General features: G+C 64.4%; 19 protein-coding genes and 1 tRNA gene. 8 read left to right on the forward strand and 12 right to left on the reverse strand.

From position 1 onward, the window contains the following. The first annotated feature begins 11 nt into the window (after nucleotides 1-11). The 3 genes from J5J83_RS08225 to J5J83_RS08235 all read left to right on the forward strand — a co-directional run bounded on the left by J5J83_RS08225 (nucleotide 12) and on the right by J5J83_RS08235 (nucleotide 3397). On the forward strand, nucleotides 12-1088 hold the full coding sequence (locus J5J83_RS08225; protein ID WP_212347719.1) for an oligopeptide/dipeptide ABC transporter ATP-binding protein: 1077 nt from the start codon (nucleotides 12-14) through the stop codon (nucleotides 1086-1088). A gap of 11 nt (nucleotides 1089-1099) precedes the next feature. Next, entirely contained in the window at nucleotides 1100-2143 is a 1044-nt protein-coding gene (locus tag J5J83_RS08230) for an ABC transporter ATP-binding protein (protein WP_212347723.1), read from the forward strand. A 66-nt stretch (nucleotides 2144-2209) separates the two neighbouring features. Further along, the gene (locus J5J83_RS08235) at nucleotides 2210-3397 is read left to right on the forward strand and encodes an amidase (RefSeq protein ID WP_212347727.1); all 1188 of its coding nucleotides are present in this window, start codon (nucleotides 2210-2212) and stop codon (nucleotides 3395-3397) included. A gap of 84 nt (nucleotides 3398-3481) precedes the next feature. Here J5J83_RS08235 and J5J83_RS08240 read toward each other — a convergent pair whose 3' ends face one another. The 4 genes from J5J83_RS08240 to J5J83_RS08255 form a co-directional block, all read right to left on the reverse strand. Continuing rightward, complete coding sequence (locus J5J83_RS08240; RefSeq protein WP_349251870.1) at nucleotides 3482-4765, reverse strand: Zn-dependent hydrolase; 1284 nt, start codon at nucleotides 4763-4765, stop codon at nucleotides 3482-3484. A gap of 14 nt (nucleotides 4766-4779) precedes the next feature. Beyond that, nucleotides 4780-6273 carry a CoA-acylating methylmalonate-semialdehyde dehydrogenase gene (locus J5J83_RS08245; RefSeq protein WP_212347732.1) on the reverse strand — a complete coding sequence of 498 codons (1494 nt, stop codon included), beginning with the start codon at nucleotides 6271-6273 and terminating at the stop codon, nucleotides 4780-4782. A gap of 28 nt (nucleotides 6274-6301) precedes the next feature. Further along, nucleotides 6302-7609 carry an aspartate aminotransferase family protein gene (locus J5J83_RS08250; RefSeq protein WP_212347735.1) on the reverse strand — a complete coding sequence of 436 codons (1308 nt, stop codon included), beginning with the start codon at nucleotides 7607-7609 and terminating at the stop codon, nucleotides 6302-6304. Between the two features lie 247 nt (nucleotides 7610-7856). Beyond that, complete coding sequence (locus J5J83_RS08255; RefSeq protein ID WP_249115656.1) at nucleotides 7857-9716, reverse strand: alkaline phosphatase PhoX; 1860 nt, start codon at nucleotides 9714-9716, stop codon at nucleotides 7857-7859. 364 nt (nucleotides 9717-10080) lie between these two features. On the opposite strand from J5J83_RS08255, the gene J5J83_RS08260 reads away from it, so the two are divergent. The 5 genes from J5J83_RS08260 to J5J83_RS08280 all read left to right on the forward strand — a co-directional run bounded on the left by J5J83_RS08260 (nucleotide 10081) and on the right by J5J83_RS08280 (nucleotide 17744). Further along, nucleotides 10081-11085, forward strand: coding sequence for a class I SAM-dependent methyltransferase (locus J5J83_RS08260; protein ID WP_249115657.1), 1005 nt, complete (start codon nucleotides 10081-10083; stop codon nucleotides 11083-11085). 431 nt (nucleotides 11086-11516) lie between these two features. Beyond that, nucleotides 11517-13544: a methyl-accepting chemotaxis protein gene (locus J5J83_RS08265; protein WP_212347743.1), complete on the forward strand. Its 2028-nt coding sequence runs from the start codon at nucleotides 11517-11519 to the stop codon at nucleotides 13542-13544. 84 nt (nucleotides 13545-13628) lie between these two features. After that, nucleotides 13629-15077: a PLP-dependent aminotransferase family protein gene (locus J5J83_RS08270; RefSeq protein ID WP_212347746.1), complete on the forward strand. Its 1449-nt coding sequence runs from the start codon at nucleotides 13629-13631 to the stop codon at nucleotides 15075-15077. A 156-nt stretch (nucleotides 15078-15233) separates the two neighbouring features. Continuing rightward, nucleotides 15234-16661, forward strand: coding sequence for a cytochrome c oxidase accessory protein CcoG (gene ccoG, locus J5J83_RS08275; protein WP_212347749.1), 1428 nt, complete (start codon nucleotides 15234-15236; stop codon nucleotides 16659-16661). Between the two features lie 165 nt (nucleotides 16662-16826). Beyond that, nucleotides 16827-17744, forward strand: a complete 918-nt coding sequence (locus tag J5J83_RS08280) for a DMT family transporter (protein WP_212347752.1) — start codon at nucleotides 16827-16829, stop codon at nucleotides 17742-17744. Nucleotides 17745-18166: 422 nt separating this feature from the next. On the opposite strand, the gene J5J83_RS08285 is transcribed toward J5J83_RS08280, so the two are convergent. The 8 genes from J5J83_RS08285 to J5J83_RS08320 form a co-directional block, all read right to left on the reverse strand. After that, nucleotides 18167-18242: transfer RNA gene (locus J5J83_RS08285), tRNA-Ala, on the reverse strand. Between the two features lie 49 nt (nucleotides 18243-18291). Beyond that, a complete protein-coding gene (locus tag J5J83_RS08290; RefSeq protein WP_212347755.1) occupies nucleotides 18292-19359 on the reverse strand; it encodes an L-threonylcarbamoyladenylate synthase in 1068 nt (355 codons plus the stop codon). Then, nucleotides 19356-20522, reverse strand: coding sequence for a 5-(carboxyamino)imidazole ribonucleotide synthase (locus tag J5J83_RS08295; RefSeq protein ID WP_212347758.1), 1167 nt, complete (start codon nucleotides 20520-20522; stop codon nucleotides 19356-19358). Before J5J83_RS08295 ends, J5J83_RS08290 begins: the two co-directional genes overlap by 4 nt. Nucleotides 20523-20535: 13 nt before the next feature. Then, on the reverse strand, nucleotides 20536-21027 hold the full coding sequence (gene purE, locus J5J83_RS08300; protein ID WP_212347760.1) for a 5-(carboxyamino)imidazole ribonucleotide mutase: 492 nt from the start codon (nucleotides 21025-21027) through the stop codon (nucleotides 20536-20538). Nucleotides 21028-21045: 18 nt separating this feature from the next. Continuing rightward, nucleotides 21046-21900, reverse strand: a complete 855-nt coding sequence (folD, locus tag J5J83_RS08305) for a bifunctional methylenetetrahydrofolate dehydrogenase/methenyltetrahydrofolate cyclohydrolase FolD (RefSeq protein ID WP_212347763.1) — start codon at nucleotides 21898-21900, stop codon at nucleotides 21046-21048. Between the two features lie 126 nt (nucleotides 21901-22026). After that, nucleotides 22027-22629: an indolepyruvate oxidoreductase subunit beta gene (locus J5J83_RS08310; protein ID WP_212347766.1), complete on the reverse strand. Its 603-nt coding sequence runs from the start codon at nucleotides 22627-22629 to the stop codon at nucleotides 22027-22029. A 10-nt stretch (nucleotides 22630-22639) separates the two neighbouring features. After that, nucleotides 22640-24505 carry a thiamine pyrophosphate-dependent enzyme gene (locus J5J83_RS08315; RefSeq protein WP_212347769.1) on the reverse strand — a complete coding sequence of 622 codons (1866 nt, stop codon included), beginning with the start codon at nucleotides 24503-24505 and terminating at the stop codon, nucleotides 22640-22642. A 75-nt stretch (nucleotides 24506-24580) separates the two neighbouring features. Further along, nucleotides 24581-26347, reverse strand: a complete 1767-nt coding sequence (locus J5J83_RS08320) for a potassium/proton antiporter (RefSeq protein ID WP_212347772.1) — start codon at nucleotides 26345-26347, stop codon at nucleotides 24581-24583. Nucleotides 26348-26385 lie beyond the last annotated feature (38 nt).

A 26385-nucleotide genomic window follows, 5' to 3' on the forward strand; every position in this document is an offset into this window, starting at 1 on the left:
GGGGGTCAATCATGAGTATCGGAATCAGCATCGACCATATCGGTGCGGCGACAGGTGGCGACCGTGGCGGCCCCGCACAGCCACTGTTGACCGTCAACAGACTGGTCAAACACTTCGACCTCAAGAAGAGCTTCATCGAAACCCTGATCGGCGGCGGCAAGGTCGTGCGTGCGGTCGACGGTGTCGACTTCAGGATCATGAAGGGCGAAACGCTTGGCGTGGTGGGTGAGTCCGGCTGCGGCAAGTCGACCACCGCGCGCCTGCTGATGCATCTGATCGCCCCCTCGGCCGGCGAGATCGTATTCGACGGCGAGACCGTCGGGTCACCCGCCCTGCCCCTGCGCGAATACCGACGACAGGTACAAATGGTGTTTCAGGACAGTTACTCGTCGCTCAACCCCCGCCTCACCATCCAGGATTCGATCGCCTTCGGCCCCCAGGTGCACGGTGTGCCCAAAATTGAATCCATCTCCCGCGCCCGCGATCTGCTCGCACGCGTCGGGCTGGAACCGCGTCGCTTTGCCGGTCGCTACCCGCACGAACTGTCGGGCGGCCAGCGTCAACGTGTAAACATCGCACGCGCGCTGGCCAGCAAGCCGCGCCTGGTCATCCTCGACGAAGCGGTCTCGGCGCTCGACAAATCAGTCGAAGCGCAGGTGCTGAACCTGCTGATGGATCTCAAGGACGAATTCGGTCTCACCTACCTTTTCATCAGCCATGACCTGCACGTGGTGCGTTACATCTCGGACCGCGTGATGGTCATGTACCTTGGAAAAGTCGCAGAAACAGGCCCTGCCGAGGCGGTATTCGAGCAGCCGCTCCATCCGTACACGCGCGCACTGCTATCGTCGATGCCCTCAATGGACCCCGACCACCGTACCGAAGAAGCGGCGTTGGTGGGCGACCCGCCCAACCCCATCGATCCGCCGCCTGGCTGCCGCTTTCATACCCGCTGCCCGCAGGCCGAGGCCATCTGCGCGCGCACGGTACCCAGCCTGGAAGCCACTGACGGGCGTGAAACGGCCTGCCTGATCCACGAACCCGGCAGCGGCCACTCCCGGGCCGATGCAGTGATTTACGCAGCGTGACCGGAGAGACCATGAACGCAAGCACAGACTCCGCAGCCAAAGAAGCCATCGTGTCGGTGCGCGACCTTCACGTCACCTTCACTGCCGGCAAGAAGCCCGTCGAGGCCGTCAACGGTGTTGATCTGCAAGTCGCCCGCGGCGAGACCGTTGCGCTGATCGGCGAATCCGGATCGGGCAAGAGCGTCACGCTGCGCTCACTGCTGCGCCTGCACCCGGCGCGACACACGCGCATCGAGGGCCGCATCGAGGTGGCTGGCGCGAACGTCCTGTCGATGGGCAGCCGCGCGTTGGCTGACTACCGTGGCCGCGTGGCCTCGATGATCTTCCAGGAACCGCTGCTGGCGCTCGACCCGGTCTACACCGTGGGCGCCCAGATCATCGAATCCATCCGCCGCCACGAGAACATCAGCACCGCCGATGCACGCAAGCGCGCACTGGAGCTTTTCGAGCGGGTGCGCATTCCCAGCCCCGAGCGAAGACTCGATGCCTATCCTCACGAGATGTCCGGCGGTATGCGCCAGCGGGCCATGATTGCGCTCGCATTGGCCTGCCGCCCGCAGGTACTGCTGGCCGACGAGCCCACCACCGCGCTCGATGCCACGGTACAGATCCAGATTCTGTTGCTGTTGCGCGAACTGCAGCGCGAACTTGGCCTGGCCATCGTCTTCGTCACCCACGACATGGGCGCCGCAGTCGAAGTGGCGGATCGCTTTGCAGTGATGTACGCCGGCCGCATCGTCGAGGAAGGCCCCACCCGCGAGGTGATCCGTAATCCTCGCCACCCCTACACGCTCGCGCTCATGCAGGCGCGTGCCGATGGTGCGATGGAGAAAGGCGCACGCCTGGCCAGCATCCCCGGCGCGCCGCCCGACCTTGCGCATCTCCCGATGGGCTGTGCCTTTGCCGAGCGCTGCACCTTCGCCCAGCCCGCCTGCCTGCAGACCCGGCCTGACGCGGTCGAACTCGGCGGTGACCATCGCGCACGCTGTCTGCGCACCGACGCCACCATCCAGTTCGGGCGCCCCCGGATGGAGCGCCCCGCCATCCCGGCCTGATCATCGCGCAATGTTCAATTCAAACGTCACCAATCCGCCTCCCCTTACGCTCTCACGGAACCCCACATGCTGATCGATCGCGACCCTGCCCATGCCTTTGTCCCCTACCCCGCAGTCGAACTGGCGCATGCGGCGGAAGGCCCGCTTGCCGGCCTCAGCTTTGCCGTGAAAGATCTTTTCGACGTCACCGGCTACCCCACCGGCGGCGGCAACCCGCATGTGCTTGCCCTGTCTGGCATCAAGACACGGACGGCGCCCACGGTGCAGCGCCTGCTCGACAGCGGCGCCCGCTTTGTCGGCAAGACCTATACCGATGAACTTGCGTTTTCGATGAACGGCATCAATGCCCACTTCGGTGCGCCGATAAACGGCGGTGCCCCCGAGCGCATCACCGGCGGATCCTCGTCCGGCTCGGCGGCGGCCGTCTCCAACGGCCTGGTGGATTTTGCCCTCGGCACCGACACCGGCGGCTCCGTGCGCTGCCCGGCCAACCATTGCGGTCTCTTCGGTCTGCGCCCGACCCACGGTCGCATCAGCCTCGAGAACTGCCTGGATCTCGCACCCAGCTTCGACAGCTGCGGCTTCTTTGCCCGCGACGCCGGCACCTTCGCCCGTGTCGGTGACGTGCTGCTGGGGATCGACACGGCGCCCTTGCCCGCACATGTGCGCATGCTGTATCCGGAGGACGGCTGGGGCCTGCTCGAAGACATCGTTTGCGATGCCCTCAAGCCCGCCCTTGACCGCATCGAAGCACTGTTCGGCAAAGCCGCCTTCATGCAGATGGCGCCCAAGGGCTTCGATCGCAACTACTGGGCCTTCCGCTATATCCAGGGACGCGAAGCCTGGCAGACGGATGGCGACATGATCGAACGCCACGGCCTCGCCCTCGGCCCCGGCGTGCGTGACCGCTTTGCCTGGTCGAAGCAGGTGACCGATACGCAGGTCGAGGAAAGCGAGGCGATTCGCAGTGAGGTCACCGCCGTGCTGAGCCATGTGTTGGGCGAGGATGGCGTCATGGTCCTGCCCACCATGCCCGATATCGCCCCGCTACTGAGTACAGACGAAGCCGGGCTCGAGGACTACCGCAACAATGCGATCAAGCTCTTGTGCCTCGCCGGCCTCAGCGGCTTTCCGCAATTGTCGATGCCCTTGGCGACGCGCCTCGGCGCACCGCTGGGCATCTCCTTGCTCGGCCCCGCAGGCAGCGATCGAAGCCTCATCGCCATGGCGCAGAAAATCGCGTCTGCGGCGTAACCGCGCCCGCGAAATGAGATGGCTCCGGCATCCGCCAAGTGCGGGCCGGAGCCATCTCATTGACGCCCTCAAGAATGTCGCAACTCAGCCGGCGACGCCGGCCCGCGCCAGCACCGCATGCAGCAACACATTGGCACCTGCCGCCAGGTGAGCGGGGTCGGCATCCTCGATCTCGTTATGCGAAATGCCGTCCTTGCACGGCACGAAGATCATTGCGGTCGGTGCCGTTGCCGCCACATACACCGCGTCGTGTCCCGCACCGCTGACGATGTCGAGATGGCTGCAGCCCGCACGCACAGCCCCATCGCGGATCGCATCGACGAGCTCGGGCGCGAACGCGGCCGGGGCGTAGTACACCACCTGTTCGACCGCCACCTGCACCGGGAAGTCGCGCTGCAGCGCATCGGCCGCCTGCCGCAATGCGGCGTCCATCGCCAGCAGTCCCTCATCATCGCCATGGCGAAAGTCGACCGTAAACGTGACTTTGCCCGGAATGACGTTGCGCGAATTCGGGTACACGTGCACGCAACCCACTGTCCCGCGCCCATCGGGCTGGTGCGCAAGCGCGATGTTCACCACATCCTGCATCAGGTGGGTGGCAGCAAACAGGGCATCCTTGCGCAGTCTCATCGGGGTGGGGCCGGCATGCGACTCCATGCCACTCACGGTGACGTCGTACCAGCGCTGACCGAGCGCACCGGTGACTACGCCAATGGTGATGTTCGCATCTTCGAGTACCGGCCCCTGCTCGATATGCGCTTCGAAATAGGCACCGAAGCGCGACGCGCCGGCATTCACCGAAGCCGGCGCCGAACCGGCATAGCCGATGGAAGTCAGCGCTTCGGCCACGGTGACGCCATCGTGATCCGTGCGGCTGAGCGCATGCTCGAGCGAGAACGCGTCGATATACACGCCGGAACCCATCATCACCGGCACGAAGCGCGAGCCCTCCTCATTGGTCCACACGCACACCTCGACCGGTGCTTCGGTACGGATGCCATGCTGGTTGAGCGTACGCAGGACTTCAAGCCCGGCCATCACGCCATAGTTACCGTCGAACTTGCCACCGGTGGGCTGGGTGTCGATATGACTACCGGTGGCAATGGCGGGCAACTCGTCGCGCACGCCGGCTCGGCGGGCGAAGATGTTCCCGATCTGGTCGATGCGAATGCTGCAGCCCTCGGCGCGGCACCATGCAACAAACAGATCGCGCGCCTGACGGTCGAGTTCGGTGAGCGCCAGACGACACACGCCACCCTTTGCGGTCGCGCCAATCTGCGCCAGGTCCATCAGCGACTGCCACAGCCTGTCGCCATCGATGGCAAGGGCTGCTATGGACGTGTTTACAGCGGGAAATCGATCATTCACGACGTCAGCTCTCATCAACCGTTGCTGGGAAAGGCAAACTGCGCCTTCTCGATACCGGCGCTCGGCCAGCGCTGGGTCAGTGTCTTGCGCCGGGTGTAGAAGCGCACCGCGTCCGGACCGTAGGCATAGAGATCGCCGAACAGCGAGCGCTTCCAGCCACCGAAGCTCTGGCACGCCACCGGTACCGGCAACGGCACGTTCACGCCGACCATGCCGACCTGCACGCTGTCGGTGAAGTGACGGGCGACGGCACCATCGCGGGTAAAGACGCAGGTGCCGTTGCCGAACTCATGGGCGTCGATGAGCGCGATGGCTTCGGCCAGGCTGTGCACCCGCACGATGGCGAGCACCGGACCGAAGATCTCTTCCTTGTAGATGCGCATCGTCGGCTTGACGTGGTCGAACAGCGTGCCGCCGAGGAAGAAACCGTTCTCGTGCCCGGCCACTTTCAGTTTGCGGCCGTCGACGAGCAGTTCGGCCCCCTCTTCCGCGCCGAGGTCGATGTACCCTCTGACCTTGTCACGGTGCGCGCCGGTGACCAACGGCCCCATGTCCAGCCCGCGCGCACTGCCATTGCCGATCACCAGCGCCTCGACCTTGGGCTTGAGGCGCGCCACCAGTGCGTCGGCCACGGCGTCGCCCACCGCCACCACCACCGAGATCGCCATGCAGCGTTCGCCGCAGGAGCCGTAAGCCGCACCCATCAGCGCATTGACGGCGTTATCGAGGTCGGCATCCGGCATCACCACGGCGTGGTTCTTGGCCCCACCCAGCGCCTGCACGCGCTTGCCGTGCGCCGTGCCGGTGGCATAGATGTACTCGGCGATCGGGGTCGAGCCGACAAAACTCACGGCCTTCACCCGCGCATCGGTCAGCAGGGTATCGACGGCTTCCTTGTCGCCATTGACGACGTTGAACACGCCCGGCGGCAAACCCGCCTCGGTAAGCAGTTCGGCCAGGATCATCGGCGCCGACGGGTCCTTCTCCGATGGCTTGAGGACGAAGCAGTTGCCGCACGCGATCGCCATCGGGAACATCCACATCGGCACCATCGACGGAAAATTGAACGGGGTAATCCCGGCCACCACGCCCAGTGGCGGAAATTCCGACCAGGAATCGATCTCGGGACCGACGTCGCGACTGTGCTCGCCCTTCAGGAACTCCGACGCGCCGCAGGCGTACTCGACCACCTCGATGCCGCGCTGCAGTTCGCCTTGGGCGTCCTCCCACACCTTGCCGTGCTCCTCGACAATGGCGGCGACGATGCGGTCGGCATGCTTGTCGAGCAATGCCTTGTAGGCGAACAGGATGCGTGCGCGCTTGAGCGGCGGCGTCTTGCGCCATGCCGGGAACGCAGCCTCGGCGGCGGCGATGGCCTGTTCCACCGTGGCGCGACTGGCCATCGCCACCTGGCGCACGGGCTCGCCCAGCGCGGGATTGAACACCGGTTGCGGGCGGTTGCTGTCGGTGATCGACTCGCCATTGATGTAATGACCGATCGTATTCATGGTTTCTGTCTCTCTGTTGTTCGGGGGTTCAATCGACCACGCGCAGCGCCTGGCGGACGGTTTCGAAGATACGGCCGAGTTCGTCCGGCGTCGAGTCGAGGAAGGGTGAAAACTGCAGGATGTCGCCGCCATTCCGGATGACGACCCCCGCCTCGAAACACTTGAGGAAGACCTCGAACCCGCGCGCACCGGGCGCACCCGGACGCGGCGCGAGTTCGATCCCGCCCATGAGGCCGAAGTTGCGGATATCGATCACATGCAGCGCGCCCTTGAGGGCATGGATACTCTCCTCGAAGACTGGCTCCAGCGCCTGCGCACGGGCGAAACTGTCTTCTTCACGATAAACCTTCATCGTCGCCAGCCCGGCTGCCGCCGCCAGCGGATGCCCGGAGTAGGTGTAGCCGTGAAAGAGCTCCACCGCGTTGTCCGGCCCCTGCATCAGCGCCTGGTAGATGTCCTCGCGCACGATGACTGCCCCCATCGGCACCACGCCGTTGGTCAGCCCCTTCGCGGTAGTGATGATGTCGGGGGTGACGCCGAAGCGGGCCGCCGCGAAGGGTGCGCCGACACGGCCGAAGGCGGTGATGACCTCGTCGAAGATCAGCAGGATGCCGTGTCGGTCGCAGATCTCGCGCAGGCGCTGAAGGTAGCCGATCGGGGGTACCAGAATGCCAGTGGACCCCGCCACCGGCTCCACGATCAGAGCGGCGATGTTCGACGCATCGTGCAGGCCGACCAGACGCTCGAGGTCTTCTGCCAGATCGCCACCCCAGGTCGGCTGCCCTCGGCTGAATGCCATGTCGTCGCGGCTGTAGGTATGGCGGATGTGATCCACGCCTGGCAGCAAGGCCGCACTGAAGACCTTGCGGTTACCCGGAATGCCGCCGACCGACATGCCACCGAAGTTGACTCCGTGATATCCGCGCTCGCGTCCGATCAGCCGCGTGCGCTGGCCCTGGCCCCGTGCACGATGATAGGCCAGCGCGATCTTGAGTGCGGTATCCGCCGACTCCGATCCGGAGTTGGTAAAGAACACCCGGTCGAGCCCGGCCGGCGCCAGTTCTGCAACCTCGCGCGCCAATGCAATTGCACGGTCGTTTGCAACCTGGAAACTCATGCAGTAGTCGAGTGTCGCAACCTGGTCTTGCACCGCAGCCACGATCGCAGGATGGCAATGACCCAGTCCCGAGGTCCACAGGCCGGAAAAGCCGTCGAGCAGTTGTCGACCGTCCTCGGTGGTGTAGTAGTGACCACGCGCCGACTTGATGACGCGGGGCGTTTTCCAGAATGCGCGGTTGGCGGTATACGGCAGCCAGAACGCTTGATCGTGACTCATGACAGCACCTGTGATGGAATACTTTCATCATAGGCATCAATTCACGTGCAAAAAACCACTGGATACGTCACCGAAGTTTCAGCCAGCCGAAACGATATCCGGCCATCGGGCGACGAAGCACGTCTGGCAGGAGAACCATTCTTCAAAAAAACAGGGCCTCCCCGAAGGAAGGCCCGCGCAAGCACTGCTCAGAATCTTGTTATTCTGCGATGACGCCACCGTGGTTGGCGGCGACAGTCAGAAGGGCTCAGTCGAGTTCCGGCATCCCGGTGATATAGCCCACAGCTGCGCCAAAGCGGTTCTTGTAGTTTGCCTTCACCAGTGGATCCAGGGTGTCCTTCACCACATCATGCAAGGGGCTCTCCCAGTCACCTGCGTGCTGGAAGTTGCTCATGATGTAGGTCCAGCCATTGATCTCGTCCACCGCATGGAGGCCCGTGCATTCGGCACCTGCCGGGCAGGACAGCACTCGCGACAGCGTCTTGGTATCGACGTTGTAGGCCCACAGGAAGTTATTGACGTGGTTGCCGCTGTCTTCACCGATGAACAGGGTACGCATCTTCTCTGCGTACTTGATGTTGTCCGGGTTGGCGATCTTGTTTGCATTGGCGAGGTTGCCGAGCGCATCGGCAGTGGCCAGATCCTCGCCGGTCACGCCGGCAGGTGCCGACATGTGGGTGGACACCCATTCGCTGTTGATCGCAGCACCGCCACTGTCCTTCTGGCCGCCCGCCAGCACATGCTCGTACACCGCACCTGCAACGGGACCTTGCACATGGATGTCATTCTTGCCATCGGTCATGGTCTTGTAGATGTAGGACATGGCCGAATAGGCGATCTTGTCCTTGACGTTGACCGTGGTGCCCTCCATCTTGGTGAAGGCCATCGACCCGCCCATCAGGCCTGCGTACCGGTGGGTCTCGAGGAAGGCCGCTGCCTTTTCCATGCCGGGGACGAGCTTGACCCACTGATTCTTGCCGTTAAACCAGATCTTGGTATAGCTCGCGTCCGAAGGATCGGAAGTCTTGACATCCATGATGTCGGACGACTTGATGCCGCCATCCACCAGCGCCTTGATCTCGGCGCTGGTTGCGTGCCCCAGCCTGATCCACGAGATATCGCCCGCGCCGGGACCGACGCCCGATACCTGCGTCCACTTGGCGACATACAGCGTACCGGCCGACAGATCACGCGCGGTATCGGCGATGAACATGAACAACCCACCGCTGGTGGCGTCGTCTCCCATCAGTACGGTGCGCTCGTCCGGCATGACCTGCACCAGCTCGTGCGAGATGCGGCCCATGCAGTAGTGCTTCTTGATCGTGCCGGTACCATCCGGATTCACCGTCACTTCCGGCATGTGGCCATAGTCGTAAGGCTTGGCCGTCGCGGCGTCGCCGAACAGGTTGGTACTGAAGGCCTCGAGTTGCGCGTTGCTGGCGAGGGTGGCGTCCGGCTCGTACTCTTCGCTGGAGAGGTGGGTGTTCCACGGCGACAGGCTGGCACCACAGGTGATCCACAGGCCCTTGGCGGCACTGGTATCCACGTTGTGATATTTCACCAGACTGAGGTGGCCGGTCTTCGGATCCTGGCTCAATGTCAGTACCGCAATCGGCGACGGCAGCTTGCCGTACATGCTGTCACCGGCGGCATTGCGAGAGGTGTACTCGAACTGGACAACGGCAAACACCGTGTTGCCGCTGACGCCCGCGACGCTGGCGTTGTTCAGCTTCAACAAGCTGGAACCGTCGGGGCAATCGGAAAAGAACTGGTCGCCGTTGGCATCCAGGATCGGCGCGCCATTGATGTCGAAGTAACCGCCCGCACGAATTTGTCCGCCCTTGCCGTCCGACACCAGGTCACCGGTCACGAAGAAGGGCTGGTATCCGAGCGCATAGGTCTTGGAGGTGCCGTTGGAGTAATTCACCACCATCGACGATTTGACGCTAGTCGTTGCCATCTCGGCAGCATTGCTCAACGTCGGCGCGGCCATCGACGTGAAGCTGACGGACTCGAACTTTGCCGACGACGAAGACGACGAACCGCCGACGCAACCCGCAAGCATGAAGCTCGAGGCACCTGCGACACCGGTTGCCAACGGCAGCATGGGAGCACCAGCAAGGAATTTGAGGGTACGACGACGGCTTTGATCGATCGAATGAGACATGGCTTGAGTGAATCCTTGTACGTTTCGGCAAGATTGAGCGGATTGGAATTTCCGGCCGACGCAGTGCATGCACGGGCGTCGGGCGCAATTGCAGCGCGCCCAATCGTAGATTCCGCCAATGACACGCTTTTTACAGATATATGACTCGCTGTCATACCCGCAGCGCAACTCCGGTCCGCCCGCATGCGCCCCCCGTATCGGCAAAGCCCGCTCTGAGGCATACTCACGGCCCAGCGACTCTTACCGCGTCCGGTCGCGCGTACGCCATGCGACGCGCGCCTCGCCGCCACTCATGCACACTGCATTGCTCGCACGAATTGACGCGGCCCTCTCCGTCCGCGCGCCCCTGATCGCACAACTGGCCGCGGAAGAAACCGACGCCTACCGCTTGTTTCACGGCAGCGTCGAGGGCGAAGCAGGTCTGACCATCGACCGCTACGGCAGCGCCCTGCTCGCGCAGACATTCCATCGCTCGCTCGAAGCGGACGCATTTGCCGCGATCCAGGCCTTCTACGCCGAGGCCTTTCCCGGCCTGCCGCTGATCCTGAACGACCGCAGCCCGGCCAATTCGCGCATCGTCAACGCGCTCACACCCGAGCAAATCGAGATCGCGCAGCAAGCGCGCGAATTTCGCGAGCTGGGCGTTCGCTACCGTTTCCAGGCCCGCCATGAGGGCCAGGATCCGTGGCTTTTCCTGGACCTTCGCGCCGGACGCCGGCGCGTCATGCAGGAAGCCGCGGGCAAGTCCGTCCTCAATGTATTCGCCTACACGTGCGGCATCGGCATCGCCGCGGCACGTGCAGGTGCGCGCCACGTGGTCAATGTGGATTTTTCCGAGTCGAGCCTTGCGGTCGGCAAGGACAACGCCCGCCTCAACGATCTGCCGATCCGTGTGCGCTTCGTCAAGAGCGACGCCTTTGCCGCATTGCGCCAGCTCTCTGGCCTCGGCCAGCCGAAGATGGTGCGGGGCAAGCGCATGCCCCCCTTTCCGGAACTCGAACCGCACCAGTTCGATCTGGTCTTTCTCGATCCCCCGCGCTACGCCCGCAGCCCATTCGGCGTCGTCGACCTGGTCAAGGACTACCCCGCCCTGCTCAAACCCGCACTGCTGTCGACGGCCGAAGGTGGAACCCTGATCTGCTGCAACAACGTGGCCCAGGTCAAGCGCGACGATTGGATCGACCAGCTCCAGCGCAGCGCGGCGAAGGCAGGGCGGCCGATCCGCGAAGTGGAGTGGATCGAGCCCGAAAGCGACTTCCCGAGCCCGGACGGCAATCCACCGCTGAAGATCGCGCTGCTCAGGGTCTGAGCCAACACCACGCAACGCGCTCGGACCTGGACAACGGCGCTGAGCAGGAAGGACGCCAACGTCCCTTCGCGATACAAGGCAGTGTTCCGTTCTGGCACAAGGTACGCGGCACGGCTCATCGCAAGTCCAATGCATCGGCGGCGACAGGCGCCCCCTGGCGGTAGCGGGCAGGAACGCCGCAAACGACGTTTTCGCGTCACCACACGCCCCGCAAAGTCGAATTCGGCGCGTTCTGCGTGCGCACCAGGCGATCCATCGCTGCGCGGCGACGAATCCGCCACCCGGTGGGCGCAGGCCTGTGCCCATATTTCCCTCTTTCCCGCGTCAGACAAGCACGCTTCTTGCTGAATCCCGGGGATTCAAGCTTTCGGCGCGCATGCCGTTAGCGGTCATGCGGAGAGGGCAGCCATCGCTGCCGACAAGGGGGAATCATGAGACTGTTCAACAACAGGGCGGCTCGCAGCACTGCCGGCGTCACCACGCTTCAGGCCCGCTCGGGCGAGCTCGCCGCAGCACTTGTACGGGTATCCATCAAACCGACCTTCATCACCGCCTTTGTTTCGCCGAACATCAATATCGACACCGTGGCCAGCGAGCTCGGACGACGATTTCCCGGTACGCCGATGGCTCTCTGTACGACGGCCGGCGAACTGTGCAGCGAAGACGGGCCGGCGCTCTACTGCGACACCGGAACCGGCTGGGACCGCGTGGTAGTGCAGTGCTTCGACGCCAGCATCATCAGCCAGGCCGAGGTCGTGACCATACCGCTCGGCAGCGAAGACCTCCGCAGCGGCTCGACGGCGGTCGACCTGGGCGCACGCATCGACCGTCTGGTCAACAATATCCGCAGCACCCGCAGCTCGATCGACATCGACCACCGCGACACCTTCGCCTACGTCCTGTTCGACGGTCTGTCGGCCTCGGAATCCTTCTTCATGGAGGCGCTCTACGAGTCCGGGCGCTTCCCCTGCCTGTTTGTCGGTGGCTCGGCCGGCGGCAAGCTCGACTTCCAGAAGACCGCCATCCATGACGGCCGCAAGCAGCTCGAAAACCATGCGCTGCTCGCCTTCGTGAAGACGGCGCCGGGCATCCGCTTCGGGGTCTTCAAGAGCCAGAACTTCGAGCCCGAAAAGCTCTCCTTCCACGTGTTGCACGCATCACTGGAGCGCCGCCATGTGGCCCAGGTCATCACCCATACCGGCACCATCCTGCCCATGGTCGATGCCTTGTGCGAAGCGCTGCGCTGCGCCCCGGAGGCGCTCGAGCAGAAGCTGGCCGACTACTCCTTCGCCATTCGCGTCGGCGATGAGCTGTTCGTACGCTCGATCTCGAAAATCGACCTGCAAACCAAGCTGGTGCATTTCTACTGCGACATTGCCTCGGGCGAGGAACTCGTGCTGGTGCGACGCACCGGCTTTGTCGCCACCACCGAGCGCGATCTGGGCAAGTTCATGCAGGGTAAGCCGGGCAAGCCGATTGCAGGCATCATGAACGACTGCATCCTGCGCCGCCTGTACAACCAGAGCGAGCTCAAAGGCATCGACCGCCTCGTCGCCGGCATCCAGATTGCCGGCTTCTCCACCTTCGGAGAAATTCTCGGTCTCAATCTCAACCAGACACTCACCGCGATCTTCTTCTTTCGGGTGCCCAAGGGCACCCACTTTGCCGATGAATACGTGGACAATTTCGTCGCCCACTACGGTGAGTTCAAGGCCTTCTTCCTGCGCCGGCAGATCGGCAAGCTGGCCGGCCTGTCGCAAGTCATGCTGCAGCAGATTGAAGGCTACAAGGCCGAGCGCTTCGACGACGCCCTCGACCCCGAGGATTTCGACGGCAACTACGCACCTGTCGTGCGCGGCCTCAACGATCTCGGCGCCACGCTGCAGCAGGCCAACGCCTTGCGTCAGGCCACATCGAACCAGCTCGAGTCGTGCGCTACCGACCTCTACACATCGATGGACAGCCTCACCCGACAACTCGGCCAGCAGGAAGAGGTCATCCACAGTGCCGGCACCACTGTCAGCGCGCTGACCCGGCAGGCCGGCACCGTCGCCGACAGCGCGCGTGAGCTCGCCACTGCCAGCGGCCGCATCAAGGGCGTTGTGGAGGTCATCCAGCAAATCGCCGACCAGACCAATCTGCTCGCCCTCAATGCCGCCATCGAAGCCGCGCGCGCGGGCGAAACCGGACGCGGCTTCGCGGTGGTTGCCGACGAGGTGAGAAAGCTTGCCGAGAAATCGCGCAACAGCGCCGGCGAGATCGGCTCGAACATCTCGGCGCTGGCCAACGATATCGGCGAAGTCGCGCAATCGATCGAGCGCCAGTCGGCGGACGTCTCCCACCTCTCGGGCATGCTCGACTCGATCCAGTCGTTCAGTAGCGAGACGGCCCTCGCCGCAGGACACACCAAGAGCGTGGCCGACACGCTGAAGGAGCTGACCGGGGCAAAGGTGGGGTAGCGGCTGCGAAACGGCGATTCCGCGCAAGCTTGTGTCAGTATGTCGCCCGGCGCCGCGCGGCGCGTCTGGCGTATTGCCACACCCATGACCCTGTACGAAAACCTCGCCTTCGAAATCGAGAAGCACATTGCCGACGGCGTATTGCGCGTCGGCGACCGCTTGCCCTCGGTGCGCAGCACGTGCAGATCGCAGCGCCTGAGCCCGTCGACCGTGCTCAAGGCCTATTACCTGCTGGAGAGCCGTGGGCTGATCGAGGCGCGGCCTCAGTCGGGATATTACGTGCGGCCGAATTTGCGTGCGGGGCTGGCAGAACCGGAGATCACGCGGCCGCGAGGCGCCTCGACCGAACTCAAGGTGAGCGATTTCATGTTCGAGATCCTCGAATCGGTCAAGGATCCTGCAGTGGTGCCGCTGGGTTCGAATTTCGCCAGTCCTGCGCTCTATCCGCTGGACAAGCTCGGCCGCTTCCTCGCCTCGGCTGCGCGCCACATGAACCCGCGCGCCACGGTGACCGACCTTCCGCCCGGCAACGAAGAACTGCGCCGTCAGATCGCACTGCGCTACCTCTCCCGCGGCGCCTCGGTACAGGCCAGTGAGATCGTCGTCACCAACGGCGCCATGGAAGCGCTCAATCTGTGTCTGGAAGCGACCACTTCTCCAGGCGATCTGGTCGCCATCGAATCCCCAGCCTTCCACGCCAGCCTGCAGATGATCGAGCGCCGCGGCTTGCGCGTGATCGAGATTCCCACCCATCCGCGCACGGGCGTGAGTCTGTCCGCACTGGAGGACGTGCTGCGCCATCACCCGGTGAAGGCCTGCCTGTTGATGCTCAATTTCCAGCATCCGATGGGCAGCCTGGTGCCGGACGACACGCGCCGGCAGATCATCTCCGTACTCGGCCAGCATGACGTGCCGCTGATCGAGGACGACACCTATGCCGAACTCCATTTCGGGCGCGAGGCGCCACTCGCGACCAAAGCCCTCGATACCGACGGCCGCGTGCTGCACGTATCGGGCTTCTCGAAGTGCCTCGCCCCCGGTTACCGCGTCGGCTGGGTCGCCGCCGGCCGCTATGCGCAGAAGATCCAGCGCCTGAAGTTCTCCGCCAGTCTTGCAACGACGATACCGGTACAGATCGCCATTGCCGACTTTCTCAAGCAGGGCGCGTTCGATACCCACCTGCGCCGCCTGCGCGCCGCCCTCGAACAGCAGGAGATGCGCATGGCCGCGGCGCTCGACCGCCACTTCCCGGCGGGCACCCGGATCACCCGGCCGCGCGGCGGCTATTTCGTGTGGGTGGAACTGCCCGCCTGCTTCGATGCACTCACGCTCCACCGCAGCGCGCTCGACGCCGGCATCAGCATCGCCCCCGGCCCCCTGTTCTCTGCCAAGCAGGATTACCGCAACTGCATTCGGCTCAACTTCGGACATCCATGGTCGGACGAGATCGAGAACGCCGTCGAAAAACTTGGCCAACTACTGCAGCAACAACGCTCAGGCGGCACTGGCGTCGATCGGGACAGCCCTCACTGAGCACGCTGCCCCGAGCCAAGACGCCTCACCGCAACTGTTATGCTCGAATTACCTACCAGCTGAGACTGTTACGCTGCACGCACGAGTGGTTTACTCGCGCCACTGCGCCGCACACCCCATGTCGAAGGTGCTGCGGGTCGCAATGGAGAACCACGCATGCAACCGCCGCTCAAGCAAGCCCATGGCGCCCGGATCGAGTTCTACAACAAGACCGGCAAAATCCACCCTCGCACCACCTCCGGCCGTTTCAACACCCTGCGCTGGAGCATGGTATGGCTAACCCAGATCGTCTTCTATGGCCTGTGCTGGCTGCCATGGGGCGATCGCCAGGCGGTGTTGTTCGACATCGCCGAACGCAAGTTCTATCTTTTCGGCCTCGTGCTGTGGCCACAGGACGCCATGCTGCTGGCGGTGATGCTAATCGTCGCAGCGACCGGACTGTTCTTCGCCACCGCGCTGGCCGGGCGGGTGTTCTGCGGCTTCGCCTGTCCACAAACCGTGTATACCGCCGTCTTCCGCTGGGTCGAGGCCAAGGTCGAAGGCGACCACCTGGCGCGGATGCGGCTCGACCAGTCCGCGCCAGGCATGCGCAAGTTCGCGCTCAAGGCGACCAAACACGCCATCTGGCTCACGATCGCGTTGTGGACATCGATCACCTTCGTCGGTTATTTCACCCCGATTCGCGAACTGCTCGCACGCATGCTGCCCGGCGAACTCGGCCCGTGGGAAGCATTCTGGGTGTTTTTCTACGCCGCCTTCACCTATCTGCTGGCCGGCTTTGCACGCGAGATGGTGTGCATGCACATGTGCCCCTACTCGCGCTTCCAGGGGGTGATGGGCGATCCGGATACGCGCAACGTCAGCTACGACACGCGCCGCGGTGAGCCGCGTGGCGCCCTCTCGCGCCGCCAGGCTAAGGGCGCCGCCGCGCAGGGCGACTGCATCGACTGCGGCCTGTGCGTGCAGGTCTGCCCCACCGGGATCGACATCCGCCAAGGGCTGCAATACGCCTGTATCAATTGCGGGCTGTGCATCGACGCCTGCGACGAGGTCATGACGCGCATCAAGGCCCCCACGGGGTTGATCCGCTTTGCCAGCGAACGAGAACTGGCAGCATCCGCAGCGCCGGCCAGGCCGCGCCCCGCCCTGCTGCGTCCGCGCGTACAGGTATACCTGGCCACCCTCGTGGCGTTTTCCGCTGCAGGGGTGGTGATGCTTGCCGAGCGCACGCCGCTTGCCGTCGATGTGCTGCGCGATCGCCACGCGTTGCTGCGCATCGACGACGACGGCCGGATCGAGAATGACTACCTGCTGAAGGTGGCCAACATGCTCGAGCAGCCGCGCCGCTTCCGCCTGCAGGTGGCGGGCCCGGCCGACGTGCGCCTGGCCGGACGCGACGTCTTCGAGGCTTCGGCGGGCAGCATCACCACCCTGTCGGTGAGCGTGTCCGGCGTCGCGGATCCGTCCCTGCGCGGCAGCCAGCCCATCCACTTCACGGTGGAGGATCTCGACACGCCGACGACGCGGGCGGTCGAGAAATCGTCCTTCCTGCTCCCCATGGGCCTGCCCGGTGCCGGCAGTTGATCCTGCGCAAGGGAGCACAGCGTGATCTGATGAACGCAGGCCGGGACGATTTGGCACGATGGCGGTAAGATCCCTGCCTTCGCTGCATAAGCGTTCCCGCTGCCCACAAGGCACCCCCAAGCACACTCGCCGGCCACCGCCGTCAGCACCACAGACAAGGATCACATGCAATCACAGCCGGCCTCTCCGTCCGGGCACCGCGGCCTCTCCGACATCCAGAAAGGTACGCTTGCCGGCGTCATCGTGGTGTTGTGCTGGTCGGGCTTCAACATCGTGTCCCGCTTCGGCAGCACCGGCAGCTTCACGCCGTTCGACCTCGCTGCGTTGCGCTACAGCATCTCCGGCCTGATCGCGCTGCCGCTCTTCCTCACCCGCGTTGCGGTACGCGACTGGCCGCGCTACATGGTGCTCACGCTGTTCGGCGGTCTGGGTTACGCACTGCTGGTGTACTCCGGCTTCAGCTTTGCACCCAGCGCGCATGCGGGCGTGTTCGTCAATGGCGGCATCCCGTTCTGGACCGTGATCATCCTCGGCGTGGGGGCCGGTTTCCGCATCCCGCGCATGGTGCTGATCGCCCTGCTGCTATCGACTTGCGGCCTGCTGCTGATCGCGTCCGAAAGCCTGTTCGCGCCGCGCCACGGCACCGAGTGGATCGGCGACGTGCTCTTCCTCTCCGCCGCACTGACTTGGGCAATTTTTGGTCTGTTGATGCGAAGCTGGCAGATCCAGCCCAAACTCGCCGTCCTCGGCATCGCCAGCTTCGCGGCGGTGAGCTACATGCCGGTATATCTGCTGTGGCTGCCCAAGACCATCGGCAATGCGTCATGGGGCGACCTGCTGCTGCAAGGCAGCTACCAGGGGGTGATCGCCGCGCTGCTCGCTGCCGGAATGTACAGCTACGCCAATCAGAAGATCGGCGCCAGCCAAGCGTCCATGATGCTCGCGCTGGTGCCCGCCGTCTCCGCCATCGGCGCCTTCTTCCTGCTTGGCGAATCGATCAGCCTGACCGTGGCCCTCGGCATCGTCGTGGTGTCCGCGGGTGCGGCGCTGGGGGCGCTGCCCAGTCGGGAGGCGGTGCGCTAGGGTGCTGGCGAATCAACCTTAGCCATGTCCCCCCACGTCGTCCAACCGCAGACGCTTCTGCACGAACTTCTGAACACTACCCCAGGGGGCTACCCGCGAGCCTGAGGCGACGCAGGTGTTCCAACTCGGTCACCACATCCACCCCTTGCCGGTGGCGCTGCGCAAGGTGGTGGCAGGGCTCGATGCCTGACCAGTCGCCTTGGTTGGCAACGAGCAGTGCTCGTAAGTTGTGGATTTTGCATGACTCCTATCTACACCTACCCGCAGACCAAACGGAAAACGGGGACGGCTCTGACGGAGAAAGTGGCCGATTTCGGGCGTTTCGGCTGCAGGCCACCCGCAACACAGATGGCCTGAACCCCGCGTGACGCGGAGATTTCAGGCAAGAAAAAGGGCCCGGAGTTATTCCGGGCCCTTGTGTATGGTGGACCGAATGAGGATCGAACTCACGACCTCCGCATTGCGAACGCGGCGCTCTCCCAGCTGAGCTATCGGCCCGTAGAGGCCGCATTATATGAAACCGCTCCCCCAAAGAAAAGCCTTGGATTCAGGTTTCGTCCTGTTCAGCGCCCGAGCCGACGACGGCGCGGCCAAGGCGGTCTGCGATGGCACGCCAGTCTTCGCTTGCGGGCAGGGCTTCCAGCAGGATGAAATCGGCGCCGCTCGCATCGAGTTTTCTCAGGTTGGCGTACAGGTCGTGACCATAGGCTGCCGCGTCGCATTGAACGGACTGCCAGATGAGGCGAGCGTCGTGCGGGTCGGCAACCGTATGCGCCAGCACCGCGACGCGACTGCCTTCCCCGGCGAGCATCGCGGCCTCTTCGATCAGCTTCTCGGCGGGCAGCAGTCTGAGCGGCGTGGCGGGAGCGTAGTGGGCAGCGAGTGCGCCGGACACGCGCGGTGCGTGCGACAGCGCCGCGGCTTCCTGCACGCTCTCGCCCATCTCGCCACGCACACGCGGCCGCCGGCCGATGACGCCGGCAATGTCATCCGCGGTGATGGCGCCGGGACGCAGGATTTCGGGCGTGTCGCGCGAAAAATCAACGATGGTCGATTCGATGCCGACCGCACAGGCTCCGCCGTCAAGCACCATCGCCACCTTGTCGCCGAGTTCTTCATGCACGTGCTCGGCAGTGGTCGGGCTGATGCGGCCAAAGCGGTTGGCGCTAGGCGCAGCAATGCCGGAATCGAACACCTGCAACAGCGCCAGCGCGATCGAATGTGAAGGCACGCGCAGGCCGACCGTATCCTGACCGCCGGTCACCTCGTCCGGCACGCCGTCGGCGCGTTTCAGGATCAGGGTGAGCGGGCCGGGCCAGAAGGCACGTGCAAGCGCGATGGCATCCTTGGGAATGCTTGCGGCCCATCGCACCATGTGACTGGCGTCGGGGAGATGGACGATCAGCGGATGATCGGCAGGTCGGCCTTTCGCGGCAAAGATTTTTTTCACCGCCTCCGGGTTGAGCGCGTCCGCCCCCAGGCCATAGACCGTTTCGGTCGGCATGCCCACGATGTCGCCCGCGCGCAGCAGATCAGCTGCGTGCCGGATGGCGGTCAGCGTAGGTGGTTCGATGCGGCCACGCGCAGGTGCGGGCTCGGCGTTCGGCTTGATCATTCGTCGCCGATACCGATTGCAGCGCGTGCCTGACACGCAAGCGCGAGCACCGCGTCACCGTCGTCACCCGTGACGGTGAAATGTCCCATCTTGCGGCCAGGGCGCGCATGGTGCTTGCCGTAGAGATGCAAGCGCAGGCCGGGAACCCCGTGCAGCACCGACCAGTCGGGCTCGCGATAGCTGCCGTGCCCCTTGCCGTCCTCGTACCACAGTTCGCCGAGCAGATTGACCATCACCGCAATCGAATGCTGGCGCGGTTGCGCAAGCGGCAAACCGCACAATGCCCTCACCTGCTGTTCGTACTGGCTCGCATCACAGGCATCGATGGTGTGGTGGCCGCTGTTGTGCGGGCGCGGCGCCATCTCATTGACGAACAATTCTCCGCCACAGACGAAGAACTCGACCCCGAGGGTGCCGACATAACCCAGCTTGCCAGCCAGGCGCAGGGCGATGTCCTGGGCCCGCACCTGGACCGCCTCGGTGACGCAGGGGGACGCCTGAGCCGGGGCGATGGTGATGTCGAGAATGCCGTTGCGGTGACGATTCTCGCCCGCTGCAAAACAGCGCACCACGCCCGCCTCATCGCGCGCGAGCACCACCGACACCTCGTAATCGAGCTCGAGCATCCTCTCCAGCACACAGGGCTCGCCCTTGAAATGCTGGAAGGCGGCGAGCGCCTCGTTGCGATCGGCGACGCGAGCCTGCCCTTTTCCGTCATAACCGAAACGGGCGATCTTGAGCACGGCCGGAAACAATGCGTCTGCTGCCTCGCGGATATCGTCCTCGCAGCGGATGATGGCGAAGGGGCCGTGCGGTACGGCGTGATCCGCGAGAAAGGTCTTCTCGGCGATACGGTTCTGGCACACCGCCACTGCACTTGCAGATGGATGCACCGGAATGAACTTGGCCAGGTAATCCAGCGTATCCGCGGGAACGTTCTCGAATTCGGTAGTCACTGCGGCGCATTGCGCCGCCATGGCATCGAGCGCCACATAGTCGTCGTATGCGGCCACCAGATGCTGATCCGCGATCAAGCCTGCCGGGCTGTGCGGATCGGGATCGAGCACGCAGACCTTGTAGCCCATCTCGTGGGCGGCCGAAACAAAGAAGCGGCCGAGCTGGCCGCCGCCGAGCATGCCAAGCGTAGCGGGCGGAAGAATCATGATCGTGCGCCTTTCAGTCCAGCTTCATGTCCAGCACCGTCTGCGTCTGGCGGGCGCGGAACGCCTCGAGTTTCTCTGCCAGCGCCGTGTCGGCAACAGCCAGCAGCGCAACCGCGAACAGGCCCGCATTGGCCGCACCAGCTTCGCCGATGGCAAACGTTGCAACCGGAATGCCCTTGGGCATCTGCACGATGGAAAGCAGCGAATCCTGGCCCGACAGCGCCCTGGACTGCACCGGCACCCCGAGCACCGGCAGCGTGGTCTTGGCGGCCACCATCCCGGGCAGATGCGCCGCGCCGCCGGCGCCGGCGATGATCGCCTTCAGGCCACGACCGCGTGCATGCTCGGCATATTCGAACATGAGATCGGGCGTACGGTGGGCGGAGACGACGCGCGCCTCGAAAGGCACACCGAATTCTTCCAGCATCCTCGCCGCGGCCTGCATGGTGGGCCAGTCGGAGTTGGAGCCCATGATGATGCCGACGACCGGCTTCGATTCGCTCATTGTATTGTCCTTGGAGACTTACTTGCCGGCCGCGCGTGCGGCGGAGATCACGGTGTTCTCGAGCAGCATGGTGATGGTCATCGGGCCGACGCCACCAGGCACGGGCGTGATCAGGCCGGCGACTTCCTTTGCGGAGTCGAAATCCACATCGCCGCAGAGCTTTCCGTCCGCCAGGCGGTTGATGCCGACATCGATCACGGTGGCGCCCGGCTTGATCATGTCACCGGTCACGAAACGCGGCTTGCCGATCGCCGCGACCAGAATGTCGGCGCGGCGGGTATGGAAGAGCAGATCACGCGTTTTCGAGTGACACACGGTGACCGTGGCGCCGGCGTTGGTCAGCAGCATTGCCATCGGCTTGCCGACGATGTTGGAGCGACCGATGACCACTGCCTCGGCACCGGCAAGCGCCACGCCCTCGGCCTCGAACATCTTCATCACGCCATGGGGCGTACAGGGCAGGAAAGCGTCCTGATTCTGCGACAGGCGTCCGACGTTTTCGGCATGAAAACCATCGACATCCTTGGCCACGCTGATCGCTTCGAGCACGGCGGCTTCGTCGAACTGCGGCGGCAACGGCAGTTGCACCAGGATGCCGTGCACGGCGGGGTCGGCATTGAGTTCGGCCAGCTTGGCCATCACCTCGGCCGGCGCGACATCGGCTGCGTAATCGAGCCGCAGCGAGCGGATGCCGGCCTTCTCGCAGGCCGACACCTTGTTGCGCACATAGACGGCGGAAGCCGGATTCTCGCCCACCAGGATGACCGCAAGACACGGTTGCACACCACGTGCCGTCAGCGCGGCAGCACGTTGGGCAATTTCGCCACGCACCCGGGCCGAAAGGGCATTGCCATCAATAATGCGAGCGGTCATCGCTATAGCCTCGAAAAAGCTCGCAATTTTAACAGCAACGGCGGGGACTGCGAGCCAGCGCGCGAAATCTGTCAGTGCAGAACCGCCGCCGGCCGATGGCAGGATTGTGTGCGCCGCGCGTTGTTCTCAGGCCACTGCCGCTTTCGCCACCGCGTCCCGCCCGCGCTCGAAGGCCTTGCGATTGAGTTCCAGCAGATCAGGTTTGCGCCGCGCGAAGCGCGCGAGTACCGCATCGCGCAGCACATCGGCGGGAAACGGCAGGCGATCGGCCATGGCGCCGAGCATCACGGTGTTGCCGAGGCGGATATTGCCCAGCTGCAGTGCCAGCGCGCTGGCATCGAACGCATGGGTGCTGACCCCGAGTGCTCGCATCTGTTCGACCGGTTGCTCGGGATACGGATACAGGCCGAGATTCACCACCGGTGGCACCAGCCGCCCAAGGTTGACCAGCGCCGTCGCCCCGGGACGCAGCATATGCACCCAGCGCAGCGCCTCGGCAAGCTCGAAGCCGACCAGCAGATCGGCCTCGCCGGCCGCAATCTGCGGTGACAGCACGCGGTCGCCGAAGCGCAAGTGCGAGCTCACGACGCCTCCGCGCTGGCTCATCCCGGCGACTTCGGTCTTCTTGACATCGTACCCCAGCGATAGCGCCGCCTCGGCGAGGATCTCGGTCGCCGTCATCACGCCCTGCCCGCCAATGCCGCAGACCAGAATATTGGTGAGTTTCATCGGTCTGCCCTCACAGTTTGCGCAGAAACGCCACCGGATGCTCCGGTACCGCATGGACGATGGCCTCGGGCGCACAGGGCTGCACGCACAGGCCACACCCGGTGCAGGCGGCGGTTTCGATGCGCACGAAAGACAGGTCGACCTCCTTGCCCGAAGCTTTGACCGCTTTCTCGCGCCGGGTTACGTGAATGGCAGGACAACCGACATCCACACAGTTACCGCAACCCGTGCAGCGTTCCGCAACCACCTTGTAGGCGCGCTCCGCCTCGTAGTCGTCGATCAACACGCAGGGACGGTCGGTGATGATCACCGAGGGCTCGGCGATCTTCGTCTCTTCGCGCAAGGCCTTGAACAACACCGGCAACTGATAGGGGTCGACCACGCGAATACGATCCTTGCTGACCCCGAGCGCCTCACACAGCCGGGCGAAGTCGATGCGCGGCGCCGACTTGCCGTGGATGTCGCGCCCGGTGCCGGGATTGTCCTGCCCGCCGGTCATGCCCACGGCCCGATTGTCCAGCAACAGCACGGTAACGTTGCCACGATTCCAGGTGATGTCGAGCAACCCCTGCATGCCCATGTGGAGGAAGGTCGAATCACCGATCACCGCCACCACACTCTTGTTTGCATCGTTGGGACCACGCCCCTTGTCCATGCCGAGTGCAACGCCCATCGACGCCCCCATCGAGATGCAGGTGTCGAGCGCATTCCACGGCTGACCTGCACCCAGGGTGTAGCAGCCAATGTCGCCCGAAATCGAAATATTGCGCAGTTGCGACAAGGTGTAATAGACGCCCAGATGTGGGCACGCCACACACATCGTCGGCGGCCGAGGAAATACCGTTTGCGCAGGCAGCGCGGCGGACGCCACGGCCGGCTCGCCGCGCAGGCGCGCGATGGCAGGGCGCAGCACGTCCGGCGAAAGCTCGCCGAGACGGGGCAGCACCTCTTTGCCGATGCAGGCAATGCCTGCCGCACGCAATTCGGTTTCCACCAGCGGCTCGGTCTCCTCCGCCACCACGACCTGTTCCACGCTGGCAGCAAAGTCGCGGATACGGTCGATCGGCAGCGGATGCGACAAGCCGAGCTTGAACACAGGTGAATCGGGAAATGCCTCGCGCACATGCATGAAGGCCGGTCCCGAGGCGATGAAACCGATGCGTCGATCGCTGCCGCCCACGCTGGCGTTCTGGACACTGGCTTCGGACTCGGCGCGCAGCGCGGTATCACGCGCCAGCATCAGCGACAAACGCGGCTTGGCGTTGCCGGGCACCATCACCCAACGCGCGGCGTCCTTGGCAAAACCGGTCGCCACGTGCGTTTTGCGCGCGGCAGCCAGCACCCTGCCCTTGACGTGGCAGATGCGCGTCGTCAGGCGCAGGATGACCGGGCAACGCTGGCGTTCGGACAGGGCGAAGGCCTCGCGCGTCATGGCATAGGCCTCCTGAGCATCGGCCGGCTCGAACACCGGCAGATGTGCGAATCGCCCCCAGTAACGCGAATCCTGCTCGTTCTGCGACGACGACATGCCCACATCGTCGGCCACCGCGATGACCAGCCCGCCCTCGGTGCCGGTGACGGTCATGGTCATCAGCGCATCCGAAGCGACATTGAGGCCGACGTGCTTCATCGCACAGAAGGCACGCGCGCCAACCATCGACGCGCCAAGGGCGACTTCCAGCGACACCTTTTCATTGACCGACCATTCCGCGTACACCTCGGAATAGCCGGATAGCACCTCGAGTATTTCGGTGGAAGGTGTGCCGGGATAGGCCGCGGCCACATTGCAGCCGGCATCGCGCACGGCAAGCGCTACCGCCTCGTTACCGGACAGGAAGAGATACTGGGAAGTCGAGGCTGGCAGGGGGGCACCCATGAGCGTTGCTCCGTCGTCGATCAGGACAAAGGAACAAACCTTACCGCCCGGTCAATACTCTCCCGTTGATGCAGATCAACCCGGACCCGAATCGCCCTCGCCGGCCTTCGCAGGCCCCGGACATTTGAGGCCGAGTTGGGTGATCGCGCCGCGCGCGTCTACATCGCGCACGGTGAGCACGAAACGGCCGAATCCGATCCGGTCGCCGATCACCACGCGTCCACCAAGCCGGTGCAGCATCAAGTCGCCCAGCGTCGCCACCGCCTCGGCCGGTTCCAGCTCGAGACCGTAGATGCGCGCGAGTTCTCCGGCAGGCACCGCGGGATCCACCACGAACTCACCGAAGAAGCCTGCATTGGCAGAGAGCTCACCGGCCTCGATCGCACCGAATATTCGGGCAAGCGGCTCGGCATGACGGTCATCTGCGACAAACCACACCGCATCGCCGCAACGCAAGCGTGTGTCCCGCTCGACCGCCCGCAAGCGCCCCGCCTGCACCAGCGAGACGAAACGGACCGCCCCGTCGCCATAGGCCGCCGCGACGTCGTCCGGGTGCATGCCTTCCGCGCGCGAACCGGGTGCCACCCGGTACTCGAGCAGATCGAGCGCAGCCTCGTCCCCGACCCACACCTCACGCCGGTCGACCGGCTCTTCACGGGCGGGAACCTCGACCTTGAGCCAGCGCGCCGCAATCGGCACGGTCGCCCCCTGCACCAGCAAGGACACCAGTACAACGGCAAAGGCAACATCGAACAGCAATCGCGACTCGGGCACGCCCATCGTGACTGGTACGATCGCCAACACGATCGGGACCGCACCCCGCAGACCGACCCAGGACACGTAGGCCACCTCGCGCGGCAGGAAGCGAAAGGGCAGCAGCCCGCTCGCTACGGCCAGCGGACGCGCGACCAGCATCAGAAATACGGCCATGACCAGTGCATCGGCGCCATGCTCGAGCAGATGCGAAGGCGTCACCAGCAGTCCGAGCACCAGGAACATGCCTGCCTGCGCCAGCCACGCCAGGCCATCCATGACCCGCAGGACGTGTTCGGTGGCATGGCAACGCCGGTTGCCCACCATCAGACCGGCAATATAGACCGCCAGGAATCCGCTGCCCTGGATGAGATTCGACGCGGCAAAGACCATCAAACCGCCGGAGACGATCAGCAGCGCATACAGTCCCTCTGCGAGTCTCAACCGCCCCAGCAATCGTGCCAGAACCCACCCCCCTGCAAACCCCAGCGCCGCGCCGATCAGCAGTTGCGACACCAACATCCACAGAAAGCGCCCCACGCCTGCCTGCTCTGGCATGAGCAGGGTCTCCACCAGCGCGGTGACAAGCAGAATGGCCATCGGATCATTGGCGCCCGACTCGATTTCGAGCGTCGACTTCACCCGTTCGTTGAGGCGCACCCCGCTGTTGCGCAGCAGTGCGAAGACGGCAGCGGCATCTGTCGAGCCCACGATGGCGGCCAACAGCATGCCCATGCGCCAATCCACGCCGAGCAGCCAGGTCGCGAATATGCCCAGCAGGAGTGCGGTACACACGACGCCCCAGGTCGCCAGTACCGTCGCTGGCCACAGCGCCACACGAAAACTTGAGATGCGGGTGCGCAGACCGCCATCGAGCAGGATCACTGCGAGGGCGAGATGACCAACCAGCGTCGCGGAGTTGAAATCGTCAAAGCGAATGCCTCCCGGGCCGTCCTCGCCCGCCAGCATGCCGATGATCAGGAACAGCAGCAGCAAGGGGAGCCCAAGCCGCGCAGAGAGGGTACTGGCCAGCACGCTGACGAACAGCAGGACGCCGGCCAGCAGAAAAAGTGCATTGAGTGCAGTCATGAAAACGGAGGTGACGGTGAATGCGCATCCCGTATGCG

This window comes from Azoarcus sp. L1K30 (genome assembly GCF_018122735.1).
In the GTDB taxonomy this organism is placed as follows: Bacteria; Pseudomonadota; Gammaproteobacteria; order Burkholderiales; family Rhodocyclaceae; genus Parazoarcus.